Origin of the sequence: Pseudomonas sp. KCJK9058 (assembly GCF_046230975.1) — a bacterium.
GTDB lineage: Bacteria > Pseudomonadota > Gammaproteobacteria > Pseudomonadales > Pseudomonadaceae > Aquipseudomonas > Aquipseudomonas alloputida.
The window spans coordinates 1-13,824 of the sequence record NZ_JBJJLR010000062.1 but is presented as its reverse complement, the minus strand read 5'-3'; the positions used below and the strand labels follow the sequence as shown (position 1 = coordinate 13,824).

At 62.5% G+C, this 13,824-nt stretch carries 8 protein-coding genes and 1 pseudogene; 8 read left to right on the top strand and 1 reads right to left on the bottom strand.

The features are described 5' to 3' along the window. Positions 1 to 24 precede the first annotated feature (24 nt). Positions 25 to 1,131: a 2-aminoethylphosphonate--pyruvate transaminase gene (locus ACK59Z_RS23410; protein ID WP_003250079.1), complete on the bottom strand. Its 1,107-nt coding sequence runs from the start codon at positions 1,129 to 1,131 to the stop codon at positions 25 to 27. Positions 1,132 to 1,243: 112 nt separating this feature from the next. Between ACK59Z_RS23410 and ACK59Z_RS23405 the strand changes: the two genes are divergently transcribed. From ACK59Z_RS23405 to ACK59Z_RS23370, 8 genes and pseudogenes are all read left to right on the top strand, one after another. After that, the gene (locus ACK59Z_RS23405) at positions 1,244 to 2,107 is read left to right on the top strand and encodes a LysR substrate-binding domain-containing protein (protein WP_003250081.1); all 864 of its coding nucleotides are present in this window, start codon (positions 1,244 to 1,246) and stop codon (positions 2,105 to 2,107) included. A 200-nt stretch (positions 2,108 to 2,307) separates the two neighbouring features. Continuing rightward, positions 2,308 to 3,330 carry an AraC family transcriptional regulator gene (locus tag ACK59Z_RS23400; protein ID WP_108190958.1) on the top strand — a complete coding sequence of 341 codons (1,023 nt, stop codon included), beginning with the start codon at positions 2,308 to 2,310 and terminating at the stop codon, positions 3,328 to 3,330. 145 nt (positions 3,331 to 3,475) lie between these two features. Continuing rightward, positions 3,476 to 7,922, top strand: a pseudogene (locus ACK59Z_RS23395) (NEL-type E3 ubiquitin ligase domain-containing protein). A gap of 122 nt (positions 7,923 to 8,044) precedes the next feature. Beyond that, positions 8,045 to 9,691: an acyl-CoA synthetase gene (locus ACK59Z_RS23390; RefSeq protein ID WP_180689546.1), complete on the top strand. Its 1,647-nt coding sequence runs from the start codon at positions 8,045 to 8,047 to the stop codon at positions 9,689 to 9,691. Between the two features lie 13 nt (positions 9,692 to 9,704). Continuing rightward, complete coding sequence (locus ACK59Z_RS23385) at positions 9,705 to 10,472, top strand: SDR family NAD(P)-dependent oxidoreductase (RefSeq protein WP_108190956.1); 768 nt, start codon at positions 9,705 to 9,707, stop codon at positions 10,470 to 10,472. Positions 10,473 to 10,483: 11 nt separating this feature from the next. Continuing rightward, complete coding sequence (locus ACK59Z_RS23380; RefSeq protein WP_409293736.1) at positions 10,484 to 11,677, top strand: acetyl-CoA C-acyltransferase; 1,194 nt, start codon at positions 10,484 to 10,486, stop codon at positions 11,675 to 11,677. Positions 11,678 to 11,685: 8 nt separating this feature from the next. Next, positions 11,686 to 12,813 (top strand): acyl-CoA dehydrogenase, encoded by a 1,128-nt coding sequence (locus tag ACK59Z_RS23375; RefSeq protein ID WP_409293734.1) that lies wholly within the window; start codon positions 11,686 to 11,688, stop codon positions 12,811 to 12,813. Positions 12,814 to 12,826: 13 nt separating this feature from the next. After that, the gene (locus ACK59Z_RS23370) at positions 12,827 to 13,600 is read left to right on the top strand and encodes an enoyl-CoA hydratase (RefSeq protein WP_003250095.1); all 774 of its coding nucleotides are present in this window, start codon (positions 12,827 to 12,829) and stop codon (positions 13,598 to 13,600) included. The last annotated feature ends 224 nt before the right edge of the window (positions 13,601 to 13,824 follow it).

Genomic DNA, 13,824 nt, shown 5'->3' with positions numbered 1-13,824 from the left:
TCCTGGGTTCGGGTGGGCAAAGCGTCAGATGTCCAGCACTTCCATTTCCCGCAGCACTTCGGCCACGGCATTCACGGCGGCCTGCATGCCGTCCGCCCCGACCACGCCGATGCAGCCGACGCGGAAGGTTTCGACCTGGGTCAACTTGCCCGGGTAGAGAATGAAACCCTTGGCCTTGACCCGCTCGTAGAAGTCCTTGAACTGGTAGCGGGCATCGGTGGGGGCGTGGAAGGTGACGATGATTGGCGCCTGGATCTCGGCGGGCAGGAAACTGCGCAGGCCGATGGCTGCCATGCCGTCGAGCAGCGTCTTGCAGTTGTCTGCGTAGCGCTGGTGGCGGGCCGGAAGGCCACCTTCCTCGTTGTATTGCTGCAGTGCTTCGTGCAGGGCCGCGACCACGTGGGTAGGCGGGGTGAAGCGCCATTGCCCGGTCTTGGCCATGTAGGCGTGCTGGTCGTGCAGGTCCATGGCCAGCGAGTGGGCATTGCCTTCGGCGGCCACCAGGGCGTTTTTTTCGGCGAAGACGAAGCCCATGCCGGGTACGCCTTCCAGGCACTTGCCGGAGGCTGCGATCAGCGCTTCGAAGGGGATTTCGCGGGCATCGATCGGCAGCGCACCGAACGAGCTCATGGCATCGATGATCAGGCGCTTGCCATGGTGTTTGATCACCTGGGCGATTTCGGGCAGCGGGTTCAGGATGCCGGTGCTGGTTTCACAGTGGATCAGCGCCACATGGGTGATGGCCGAGTCTTCGGCCAGCAGCCGGTCGACGTCGGCGGCCGTGGTCGGCTGGTCTTCGGCCGTTTCGAAGGTGCTGTAGGTGCGGCCCAGCACTTTGCAGATCTTTGCCAGGCGCTGGCCGTACGCGCCGTTGATCAGTACCAGAACCTTGCCATCGCGTGGCACCAAGGTGCCGATGGCCGCTTCCACGGCGAAGGTGCCGCTGCCTTGCAGGGGCACGCAGTGGTGGCTGCTGGCGCCGTCGATGATGGCCAGCAGTTGTTCGCAGACGCTGGCAGTCAATTGGTTGAAGTCACGGTCCCAAGAGCCCCAGTCCACCAGCATGGCTTGGCGGGTGCGGATTGATGTGGTCAGGGGACCTGGGGTCAGCAGAATCGGGGCGTTGCTCATTCCGTTATTCCTCACAAGCGGTGGGCTGAAACTACGAGGCCTAGGTTGCAATTCGCGCTGTCATCAATCAAATTGTTTGTTGTTATCTCAGCTATAAGTCAGGCCGATAAATATGAACCTGTTCCAGCTACGCGCCTTCGACGCCGTGGCCCGTGAGGGCAGCTTTACCCGTGCTGCCGAGCGCCTCTTCATCAGCCAGCCGGCGGTGACCGGGCACGTCAAGGCTCTGGAGGAGCACTACCAGATCACCTTGCTGCGGCGTACTGCACGGCGCGTGGAACTGACCGAAGAGGGCACGCGCCTGGCGGCCATCACGCGCGCCATGTTCGGCCTGGCTGAAGAAGCGCAGGCCATGCTCGAGGCCAACCGCCAGTTGCTGACCGGGCGCCTGGAGGTAGCCGCCGACGGCCCGCACCGGGTCATGCCGATGCTGGCGCTGCTGCGTGAGCGGTACCCTGGCGTCACCGTCAACTTGCGTCTGGGCAATGCACAGGAGACGTTGGCTGCGCTGCTCGGCGAGCATGCCGACGTGGCAGTGCTGACCGAAATCGAGCCGCGCAAAGGGCTGCACCTGCAAAATCTCTGTGAGTCGCGCCTGTGTGCGTTGTTACCCGTGGGGCACGCCTGGGCCAGCGAGCGGGAGGACTTGCCGTTGGCCGAGCTGCACCAGCAGATCATGGTGCTGCGCGAACCCAGCTCCACCACCCGGCGCACCTTCGACAAGGCCTGCATCAAGGCGGGCGTGCAACCGCGTGTATTGCTGGAGCTGGACAGCCGGGAGGCGGTAACCGAGGCAGTGGCCTCGCAGCTGGGTATTGGCGTGGTTTCTTCCACTGAAGTGGCCAATGATCCCCGTGTGGTAGCACGACCCTTGGCCGGCGAGGGCCTTGTCAACCAACACGTGATCGGCTGCCTGGAGCGCCGTCGCGAACTGCGCCTGATTCAGGCATTCCTGAGCCTGGCAGCGGGGCTATGATGGCTGTTTGCTGCGGGGCACCCTAGGCTCTGTATGAAAAGCCTTGATACTCGGTGATGCTGCGTTGAAAACAGCCTCGGAATGCTCATTTACAACCCGTAAACTCCGCTTCCTCGGCTGTTTTCGCCTTGCCTGACCTTCGTCTCAAGGCTTTTCATACAGACCCTAATATGGCCGGCAATCAGCCGACAGGACCGTCGATGAGCGACAAAGACACCATTTCCATGCAGCTGGTGCGCGAAGCGCTGTTGCAGACCTGCCCTGCCGGTGAGCCTGACAGCGGGTTGCTGGCCAGGGCGGGTATCGCCGTTGAACAATTGCACCTGCCAGAGGCAAGGGTCAGTGCCGAGTCCTATGCCCGCCTGTGGCGCTTGCTGGCCCGGCGCTGCAACGACGAGTTTTTCGCGATGGACCCGCGCGGTCTGCGCAGTGGCAGCCTGGCATTCATGTGCCGTGCCAGCATGGGCCAACCAACCCTGGGTGCAGGCCTGGACACCTCGCTGGCATTTCTGTCGCTTATGCTTCAAGACATGCAGCCCAGCCTGGTGCGCCAGCAAGGCCTGGCCGAAATTGTCATCAATGAGCCGCGTGACGAACCGCGCCGCGCGTTCACCTATTTCACGTTCTGGATGATCGTGCATGGGGTGGCCTGCTGGCTGGCCGGGCGGCGCATCCCGATTCTGAGCATTGATCTGCGTTGTGCCGAACCACCCTTTTGCGACGACTACCGGGTCATGTTTTCGGAGAACCTGCATTTTGAGCGTCCACGCACACGCATGATCATTGCTTCGCAATGCCTCGACTTGCCCCTGCGGCGCAGCGAGGAGGAGCTGCAGCGTTTTCTGGCCGAAGCGCCGGGCAATATCCTGGTCAAGTACCGTGACCCGGCCAGCCTCGGGCGGCGTATCCGTACCGACCTGTTGCGCCTGGCTCCTGAGCAATGGCCCGATGCTGACCGCCTGGCCCGGCAGCTGTGCCTGTCGCCATCGACCCTGCGGCGGCGCCTGGCAGAAGAGGGGCAGAACTACCAAGGCTTGAAAGACAGCGTACGACGGGAGCTGGCGATCGCCTGGCTCAGCCAGGAAGACGTGGCCATGGGCGAGCTTGCCGAGCGTTTGGGGTTCGCCGACAGCAGCTCGTTCTATAAGGCATTTCGCAAGTGGTTCGGCTGCAACCCGGGGCATTATCGGGCATTGATCCAGGCGCGAGGGGCAGGGCACTGAAGGGCGAACGCTTCCCGCCGTAGTGCATTACCGCGCGGGTCCAGAAGGCTTACCGAGCAGGCGCCGATCGAACCCGTTCCCTCTGCATCCTGGTCCGGCATCTGAACAACATGGTTGGCTTCGTCAAATAGCTGTGGAACCCACCATGATTATCAATGCGACTGACCATGACCCATTCATCGGTGCCCGATTACCTGAGTGGCTCAAACGCGCGTCAAGGGGCCAGATCAACACCCTGCGCACCAGCCTGAACGCGCACCACGCCAGCCAGGCACGCTTGAGTGGCCTGACACTTGAGTTACTGCCGCTCCAGCAGTTTGCCGAGAAGCACCTGGCGGTGTTGCTGGATGCACCGTTGCCGGACGGGCAGGTATTTGCCCAGCTCGAGTGGCTGCGGGTGGCGCCACGCTTCGGCACACTGCCAGGTACCTTGCACCAGACATACGGGTACAGCCAGGCGCGTGAAAACGGGTTACTGCGGCTGATGCGCAACTTTGCTGCGAATACCCGCTACTACGAGGGCACGGGGCTGGTTTTGCCAGGCAGCGATAAACCATTGAATGCATCGCTGGAAGCATTGATTACGGCCTGTCGCAATCTGGACGTTGGTCAGCGCTATCAGGACGCGTTGCAAAGGATCTTCCCGCCAGCTACCCAGGCGGTGCTGGCTGAAGACAAACGTTCGGGGTTGAAGCTGGCGACCGAGCTTGCAGCTTTGCAGGGAAACATAAGCGTCGATGTGCAGCTTGCCTTGCGTGAGGTGGTGGACCCCGCTCAGGAACGGCGACAACAAGGCCTCGAAGGCAAACCCATGCTGTTGAGGGCAATAGGGAGGCCTGTGGTCGATGGCTTGCTGATTCACCTGCAAGACAAGGCGGGAAATGAACGGGGCATCGTGCTTTACCTGCCTGGTGATCCCCGGCAGGCATTGCGGTTCTTCGACAATGCCGCCGCCATGAACAGTACCGTGGCAATGTTGTTGCAAGATCCGGGTTACTGGCAGTTCTTCACACAGCTCATCAGCCTTGAGCACCGTGCAGGTTTTGTCAGTACCCTTGGCAAGCGCCTGAAAGACAAGCTGCCGGACCTGGAGCTTGAGGGTGAAACACCTGGAGGAGGGGTTTTCACGCAACTGGCGACTCGGCAAGTGCAACGGGTCAAGGAAGATGCCCGGTTGCTGCTGGTACCGACCGCTGACGCTGATAGCCTGGCGGTAAGCGCCAGACACGCTGAGTGGAAAGCGGCAGGTCTGGACCTGGTAAACCTCGCCGGCCTTTTCATCCCGGCTGTGGGGGGCGTGTTGCTGGGGCAGGTGGTTGCCCAGACGTGCGCTGAAGTGTTCGAAGGGATGAGGGATTGGTCGAAGGGGCACCAACACGAAGCGCTGCAGCATCTGCTGGGGGTCGCCGAAACATTGGCGGCCACCGCGGCGACGGTGGCGGGTGTCAGTTTTGTGCGCAGTGCGTTTGTCGCGGGCCTGGAGCCAGTAAGCCATTGGGAATGGGCGCGGTCGGCTGTGGCAGTTCAACGCCAGGAATTATCGATCATTGCCGGGCCCTGTCGATCTGCTCGAGGAGGAACGCAGTGGCGAGGCGGGCCGCCGCTGGGTCCGTATCGATGGACGTTCCCTCGAAGTGCACCAGCCCGTCGCCGATGGCCCCTATCGCCTGCGGCATGCAGCGAGTGAGGGTGGCTACGGGCCGGTCGTGTTGCACAACGGTGAGCGTGGCTGGCAGCTGATGCGTGAACAACCCTTAAGCTGGCAGGCGCCTGCTCGCATGCTGGATGCATTATGGCCACAGCTTTCCCCTGTCGACGCGCATCAGGCCGAGCAGATAATGCGGGTGGCAGGTGTCGATGCAGACTTGTTGCGCGGCGTTCTCGTGGAGAATCGCCGGGCGCCGGTGAGCCTTGGCCAAACCTTGCGCGCCTTCCAGGCGCATGCACGCATTCAAAGGTTTTTCGAGCGTGTTCGGCTGAAGGCGTTGATGCCATCGGACAGTGAGCTGCTGGCCTGGTGTGAAGCAAGGCCTGGCGTGGGCGCCGGACTGGAGCAGATGCAGGTGCATGAGGCCGGGTTGCGGCCGCAATTGTTTGCTCACCTGACAGAACAGTCACTGGCAGCAGACCCGCTGAGCATGTTGGTAAAACGGGACTTCCCGGGTTTGCCTTCGGTCTACATAAATGAAGTAACCGGCCAAGCGCACGAGCTTGAGCACCAAATGGCGCGGGTCGAGCGGCGGCTGCCATTGCCGTGCGCGAAGAACGCCCGTTCGCTCTTGCGTCTGGCTCGCCTGAGCCGGGGGCTGGCGGGATTGTATCTGAGCACAGCGTACAGTGATGTCACCGGCGAGTTGGCCCTTGCGTTGCTGGATAGCTTCGAACTCGAGCAACTTGACCTCGACTTGCGTGACAGCGGGCTGGATGGGCGGTCTATCAGGCGCCTCGGTAGCGGCGGGCGAACCGAGGCAAGAAGAATAGTGGTCCGGCATGAAGGCAGGTTTCTGATCTACAACGGGTCAGGTGTGCCACATGTGCTTATTGCTGACGAGCCGGGATGTATCTTCGAGGCGCTTTTTGCCGCACTGACATCAGAGCAGCGGGCAGCGATGCAACTGGTGGGCAGTGCGGCGGCGAGCCAACTGCGTGAGAAGCTTCTGGCGCGGTTACCCGCTTCCCATTGGGATATCGCGCGCATGCTCGGCTGGCCAGAGGATCAGGCCTGGCTCAATCCAGGGCGTCGCATGGACGATGGGCGCGTGGGATACCCGCTCAGTGGCCGCCCTGGCGCTGCACCCAGAGATGAGCGGGCGATCATTCGTGACCAGCTACGGTCGCTTTATCCTGGCCTGGACGAGGCCGCGCTCGATGTGGAGCTGGCGCGTGTGCAACAAGGCCCGCAGCCAGTCTTCGAGCGCCTGGTAGAACTGCAGGAAGCACATGACCAGCTGGTGCTGTACCTGAATCGCTGGGTCGGTGCCGAGTTGCAGGAGGGTCGATGCGCCGCCCGCAGGTTGACGGCCGATAGCATCCTGCGAGCCTGGCGACTGCAGGGCGAGCCTGTTTCGGCCGGCGAGGGGCAAACACAAGGGCAGCGCTTGTCGATGAGCGGTTTGAGTTTGCGCACACTGCCGGCACTGCCGCCGAACATCGATTTCCATCGCATTACCCTGCTGAGCGTGAACGACACCCGGATTACTGACATACCGGTCGACTTCCTTCGCCCCTTCACTGCCCTGACGCACCTGAACCTCAACAACAACGCGTTGATGCGTCTACCAACAGGCATTGCCCATTTACCGAATCTTCAATCGCTTCGGTTGGCGCATAACGAGATACGCCTCGATGCCCAGGCGATCGGCGTTTTGCATGGTTTGTCCAACCTTGCGCATCTTGATCTCAGTCATAACCGGCTGGAAGCGCTGGACATGAGCTTCCACCAACTTTCTCGGCTGACAAGCCTGAACCTGCGTCATTGTCGCCTGGGCAGCTGGCCGCGTCGCCTGGAGCTCTGTGGTCTACTCGAGCGTGCTGACCTGCGCAACAACCAACTCCGCGAAGTGCCCACCGAGATCCAACTGATGCCTTATGCATTTCGACGGGCCATTCTGATAGAAAACAACCCCTTGTCGGTCATGCAGCAAAGAGGGTTGTATGCACTCGATGTGATCGAAGAGCACCGGCACTCCCCTGAGCAGTTGGGTTCAGTTGACCTGGTCAGGGCCCGTACGCGTTGGGCAGGCCATACGGATGCGACGGTTCAGGCCGAGCGGGAGGGCGTGTGGCTGCGGTTGCTGGAGCAAGCGGGTAGCAGCGGGTTGTTCAGGTTGTTGGCTCGCCTGGAGATGACAGCGGACTACAGCGAAGCGGGTGAAGGGCGGGATGCGCTGGTTGACGGCGTATGGACACTGCTGGCTACGCTGGACGGTGACCCGGTGCTGTGCCGGCGGATCTTTGAGCAGGCCGGCCTGCCACTGTCATGTTCGGACGCCGTTGCCAGTCACTTCAGTGCACTGCAAGTGTCGGTGAGGCAGGCGCAGGCAGAAGCCGCCGCAGCCAACCCTGAAAGCAGGGGAGAGTTGCTCGAACTGGGTAGGCAACTGTTCCGGCTGGATCAACTGGAAGGGATTGCCTACCAGGATGGCCGGCAGCGTCTGGCTGCCAGTGAACATATTGACCAGTTGGCATTGGGGCTGGCTTACAGGGTGCAACTTCGTAGCCGGTTGCAGCTGCCCAACCAGCCATATGCCATGCGCTATCCCGATGCTGTCGCGCTGACACAGGCCCAGGTAGAGGATGCATTTCTGCGGGTTACGCGCGCGCAGACCATCGAGGGCCTGACCGATAGCCTGAGCCAGCGCGCGTTCTGGCGCCGATACCTGCGCCAGCAACATGACCAAATGTTCGATGCCCTCAGTGCGGATTACACTCGGCGCACGCTTGAGCTGCAGGCTCAACGTCCTGTCTTGGCGCCGGCGGCCTTCGAGCAGCAACTACACCGGCTGCAGGCACAGCAGGACCTCGACATCGAGCGCCTGGTCGCAGCGCTCACCCAGTCCTACCTGCGTGCAGCCGAGCGCGCAGAGGGGTGATGGGCGGCGGCCAAACCAGTCATCCAGATTGACAGCTTTGGCCATTGCCGCCGCGCATGAGCGGCGCGAACATCGTCGGACCGATGCTTCAACTCCAAAAACAAGAAACCAGGAGTCCGATGATGCGCGATTACGCCGAGGCCGCTCGCACGTTTGACCATGACCAGGCCGTTGTGGCGGCATTGCACGGCAACCTTGAAGCCCTTAATGCCTGTGTCGAATGCTGTGACCGCCATGCCGGTGACGGCAAGCTGGCACTGATTCATGAAGACCGCGATGGTAACAGCGCGCGCTATAGCTTCGATCAGCTTCAGGTGCAGGCTGCCCGGTTTGCCAATGTGCTAAAGGCGCAGGGGGTAGGCGCAGGCGACCGGGTTGCCGGCTTGATGCCGCGCACCCCCGAACTGTTGGTGACCATACTCGCTACCTGGCGCCTCGGGGCGGTCTACCAGCCCTTGTTCACCGCGTTCGGCCCCAAGGCCATCGAGCACCGGCTTGAGCAATCCCATGCCCGAGTGATAGTCACCGATAGCCACAACCGCGCCAAGCTGGACGATGTGCACGTCTGCCCGACCATCATCACTGTCAAGGCCCGCAGTGGTGAGCTGGACTTCCAGCAATGCCTGGAGCGCGCAGCGGACGTATGTGAGCCGGTGATGCGCTCAGGCAACGATCCATTCCTGCTGATGTTCACTTCTGGAACCACTGGCCCGGCAAAACCCCTGGAAGTACCACTGCGTGCGATCGTCGCGTTTCAGGGCTACATGCGTGATGCCATCGAGCTGCTGCCCGAGGACAACTTCTGGAACCTGGCCGACCCGGGTTGGGCGTACGGCTTGTATTACGCCGTTACCGGCCCATTGTCGCTGGGGCATGCCACTACGTTCTACGATGGCCCGTTCAGTGTCGAGAGCTGCGCCCGGGTGATCGACAAGCTGGGCATCACCAACCTGGCCGGCTCGCCCACCGCGTATCGCTTGCTGATTGCGGCGGGCAAAGATTTCTCGGCACCGATCAAGGGCCGCCTGCGGGTGGTCAGCAGTGCCGGCGAACCGCTGAACCCCGAGGTGATCCGCTGGTTCGCCGACGAGCTGGGTGTGACCATTCACGATCACTACGGCCAGACCGAACTGGGCATGGTGCTGTGCAACCACCATGGCCTGCAGCACCCGGTGCACCTGGGTTCTGCAGGCTATGCCATCCCCGGCCACCGCATCGTGGTGCTGGACGAGCAAGGCAACGAACTGCCAGCCGGCCAGCCAGGCATCCTCGCCGTTGACCGTGAGCAGTCGCCGCTGTGCTGGTTCGGCGGTTACCACGGCCTGCCGACCAAAGCCTTCGTCGGCAAGTACTACCTCAGCGGCGACACTGTCGAGCTGAACCCGGATGGCAGCATCAGCTTCGTTGGCCGTAGCGACGACGTGATCACCACCTCCGGTTACCGGGTGGGGCCATTCGATGTGGAAAGCGCGTTGATCGAGCACCCGGCGGTGATCGAGGCAGCGGTGATCGGCAAGCCCGACCCGGAGCGCACCGAGCTGATCAAGGCGTTCGTGGTATTGGCCAGCGGCTACGCCGGCAGCGTCGAGCTGGAAGAAACCTTGCGCCAGCACGTGCGCCAGCGCCTCTACGCGCATGCCTACCCCAGGGAAATCGAATTCGTCAGCGAGCTGCCCAAGACCCCGAGCGGCAAGCTGCAACGCTTCATCCTGCGCAACCAGGAAGTCGCCAAACAACAAGCGCAACAGGCCACCCCTGCCAGCGTCTGAAAGGAAAGTACTCATGCACATAGCCAATAAACATTTCATCGTCAGTGGCGCCGCTTCCGGGCTGGGTGCCGCGACTGCACAGATGCTGGTCGAGGCTGGCGCCAAGGTCATGCTGGTCGACCTCAATGCCCAGGCTGTCGAAGCCAAGGCCCGCGAGCTGGGCGACAACGCCCGTTTCGCCGTGGCTGATATCAGTGACGAGCAGGCAGCCCAGTCGGCTGTCGATGCAGCTGTCAGCGCCTTTGGCGGCTTGCATGGGTTGGTCAATTGTGCCGGCATCGTCGGTGCCGAGAAGGTGCTGGGCAAGCAGGGCCCGCATGGCCTGGCCAGCTTCGCCAAGGTCATCAACGTCAACCTGATCGGCAGCTTCAACCTGTTGCGTCTGGCTGCGGCGGCCATGGCCGAAGGGGCTGCCGATGAGAGCGGCGAGCGAGGGGTCATCATCAACACGGCCTCCATTGCCGCCTATGACGGCCAGATTGGCCAAGCCGCCTATGCTGCCTCCAAGGGGGCCATTGCCAGCCTGACCTTGCCGGCCGCGCGCGAACTGGCACGCTTCGGCATCCGCGTGATGACCATCGCGCCGGGCATCTTTGAAACACCTATGATGGCCGGCATGAGCGATGAGGTACGTGCTTCACTGGCTGCCGGCGTGCCGTTCCCGCCCCGCTTGGGCCGCCCGCAGGAATACGCCGCGCTGGCCCGCCACATCATCGAGAACAGCATGCTCAACGGTGAGGTCATCCGCCTCGACGGTGCGCTGCGCATGGCTGCCAAGTAAGGAGAGCGAACATGACCCTCGCCAATGACCCCATCGTAATCGTCAGCGCCGTGCGCACGCCCATGGGCGGGTTGCAGGGCGACCTCAAGAGCCTGACTGCGCCGCAACTGGGCAGCGCCGCCATTCGTGCTGCCGTGGAACGTGCCGGCATCGATGCCGCCTGTGTCGAGCAGGTACTGTTCGGCTGTGTGCTGCCGGCCGGCCAGGGCCAGGCGCCGGCACGCCAGGCCGCGTTAGGCGCTGGGCTGGACAAGCACACCACCTGCACCACCCTGAACAAGATGTGCGGCTCGGGTATGCAAGCCGCGATCATGGCCCATGACCTGCTGCTGGCCGGCACCGCAGATGTGGTAGTGGCGGGTGGCATGGAAAGCATGACCAACGCGCCGTACCTGCTGGACAAAGCCCGTGGCGGCTACCGCATGGGCCACGGCAAGATCATCGACCACATGTTCATGGACGGCCTCGAAGACGCCTACGACAAAGGCCGCCTGATGGGCACCTTTGCCGAGGACTGTGCCCAGGCCAATTCTTTCAGCCGCGAGGCCCAGGACCAGTTCGCCATCGCCTCGCTGACCCGAGCGCAGGAAGCCATCAGCAGCGGCCGTTTTGCCGCCGAGATCGTGCCGGTGGAAGTCACCGAGGGCAAGGAAAAGCGCGTCATCAAGGATGACGAGCAGCCGCCCAAGGCACGCCTGGACAAGATTGCGCAGCTCAAACCGGCGTTTCGTGAAGGCGGCACCGTGACGGCGGCCAACGCCAGTTCGATTTCCGACGGTGCTGCGGCGCTGGTGCTGATGCGCCGCTCCGAGGCCGACAAACGTGGCCTCAAGGCATTGGCCGTCATCCACGGCCACGCCGCCTTTGCCGACACCCCGGCGCTGTTCCCGACTGCCCCGATCGGCGCGATCGACAAACTGATGAAACGCACCGGCTGGAACCTGGCCGAAGTCGACCTGTTCGAGATCAACGAGGCCTTCGCTGTGGTCACCCTGGCGGCCATGAAACACCTCGACCTGCCACACGACAAGGTCAATATCCACGGCGGCGCCTGCGCCCTCGGTCACCCGATCGGCGCTTCTGGCGCACGTATTCTGGTCACCCTGTTGTCGGCCTTGCGCCAGAACAATCTGCGTCGGGGTGTGGCGGCCATCTGCATCGGCGGTGGCGAGGCCACGGCCATGGCTGTTGAATGCCTGTACTGAGGTGAACGATGCTGGTAAATGACGAGCAACAACAGATCGCCGACGCGGTACGTGCGTTCGCCCAGGAACGCCTGAAGCCGTTTGCCGAGCAATGGGACAAGGACCATCGCTTTCCAAAAGAGGCCATCGACGAAATGGCCGAACTGGGCCTGTTCGGCATGCTGGTGCCGGAGCAGTGGGGCGGCAGCGACACGGGTTATGTGGCCTATGCCATGGCGCTGGAGGAAATCGCTGCGGGTGATGGCGCCTGCTCGACCATCATGAGCGTGCACAACTCGGTGGGTTGCGTGCCGATTCTGCGCTTCGGCAACGAGCAGCAGAAACAGCAATTCCTCACCCCGCTGGCGACAGGTGCGATGCTCGGTGCTTTCGCCCTGACCGAGCCGCAGGCTGGCTCCGATGCCAGCAGCCTGAAGACCCGCGCACGCCTGGAGGGCGACCATTACGTGCTCAATGGCAGCAAACAGTTCATTACCTCGGGGCAGAACGCCGGCGTCGTGATCGTGTTTGCAGTCACCGACCCGGAGGCTGGCAAGCGTGGCATCAGCGCCTTCATCGTGCCGACCGATTCGCCGGGCTACCAGGTAGCGCGGGTCGAGGAAAAACTCGGCCAGCACGCCTCCGACACTTGCCAGCTCGTTTTCGACAATGTGCACGTGCCAGTGGCCAACCGGCTGGGTGCGGAGGGTGAAGGCTATAAGATCGCCCTGGCCAATCTTGAAGGCGGCCGTATCGGCATCGCCTCGCAAGCGGTGGGTATGGCCCGCGCGGCGTTCGAAGTGGCGCGCGACTATGCCAACGAGCGCCAAAGCTTTGGCAAACCGCTGATCGAGCACCAGGCCGTGGCGTTTCGCCTGGCTGACATGGCAACGAAAGTTTCCGTTGCCCGGCAGATGGTATTGCACGCCGCTGCCCTTCGTGATGCGGGGCGTCCGGCGCTGGTGGAAGCGTCGATGGCCAAGCTGTTCGCCTCGGAAATGGCCGAAAAGGTCTGTTCGGATGCCTTGCAGACCCTGGGTGGTTATGGCTATCTGAGTGACTTCCCGCTGGAGCGGATCTACCGCGACGTTCGGGTTTGCCAGATCTACGAAGGCACCAGCGACATTCAGCGCATGGTCATTGCGCGCAATCTTTGAAGGAGCAGACTGCATGGCATTCGAAACCATCCTGTTGGACATCCACGGCAAGGTCGGCCTGATCACCCTCAACCGGCCGCAGGCGCTCAATGCGCTGAACGCGCAGATTGTCGGTGAGATCAACCAGGCCTTGGACCAGCTTGAGCGCGACCCGAACATCGGCTGCGTGGTGCTGACAGGCTCGGCCAAAGCCTTTGCCGCTGGCGCCGACATCAAGGAAATGGCTGAGCTGCAATACCCGCAGATCTACGTCGACGACCTGTTCAGCGACGCCGACCGTATTGCCAATCGCCGTAAGCCGATCATTGCTGCAGTGTCTGGATTTGCCCTGGGCGGCGGCTGTGAGTTGGCGATGATGTGCGACTTTATCCTCGCGGCGGACAATGCCAAATTTGGTCAACCGGAAATCAACCTGGGCGTGCTGCCGGGCATGGGCGGTACCCAGCGCCTGACGCGTGCGGTGGGCAAGGCCAAGGCCATGGAGCTTTGCCTGACCGGCCGCCTGATGGGGGCGGAAGAAGCCGAGCGTGCAGGTTTGGTGGCGCGGATCGTGCCGCAGGCAGAGCTGGTGGAAGAGGCGCTGAAGGTGGCGGCGACCATTGCCAGCAAGTCGATTCCGGTGAGCATGATGGTCAAGGAGAGCGTCAACCGAGCATTTGAAGTCACCCTCAGCGAGGGGGTTCGCTTTGAGCGTCGGGTCTTCCATGCGGCGTTCTCCACCGAAGACCAGAAAGAAGGCATGGCCGCATTCATCGCCAAGCGTGAGGCACAGTTCAAGGACCGTTGATCAGACTCGGTTCGTTGCCGTTGCCGTTGCCGTTGCCGTTGCCGTTGCCGTTGCCGTTGCTGTGGCTTTTGCTTCTAAGTGCGCGATAGTTCAGGCGACGCAGATTGCGACTTCAGGAGGCCGAGCGTAGGGCTTGCGAAGGGAGGTGACGGGCATGGATGCCCGTCAAGCGCTGAGGCCCCATGGATGGGGCCTGCAGCGCGTACTCCCGGGAGCAAGACCGT

Excerpts from the sequence above, each read along its gene's own strand:
- ACK59Z_RS23405 (WP_003250081.1), top strand. The coding sequence starts at position 1,244 with ATGAACCTGTTCCAGCTACGCGCCTTCGACGCCGTGGCCCGTGAGGGC.
- ACK59Z_RS23375 (WP_409293734.1), top strand. The coding sequence starts at position 11,686 with ATGCTGGTAAATGACGAGCAACAACAGATCGCCGACGCGGTACGTGCG.
- ACK59Z_RS23380 (WP_409293736.1), top strand. The coding sequence starts at position 10,484 with ATGACCCTCGCCAATGACCCCATCGTAATCGTCAGCGCCGTGCGCACG.
- ACK59Z_RS23390 (WP_180689546.1), top strand. The coding sequence starts at position 8,045 with ATGCGCGATTACGCCGAGGCCGCTCGCACGTTTGACCATGACCAGGCC.
- ACK59Z_RS23410 (WP_003250079.1), bottom strand. The coding sequence starts at position 1,131 with ATGAGCAACGCCCCGATTCTGCTGACCCCAGGTCCCCTGACCACATCA.
- ACK59Z_RS23370 (WP_003250095.1), top strand. The coding sequence starts at position 12,827 with ATGGCATTCGAAACCATCCTGTTGGACATCCACGGCAAGGTCGGCCTG.
- ACK59Z_RS23400 (WP_108190958.1), top strand. The coding sequence starts at position 2,308 with ATGAGCGACAAAGACACCATTTCCATGCAGCTGGTGCGCGAAGCGCTG.
- ACK59Z_RS23385 (WP_108190956.1), top strand. The coding sequence starts at position 9,705 with ATGCACATAGCCAATAAACATTTCATCGTCAGTGGCGCCGCTTCCGGG.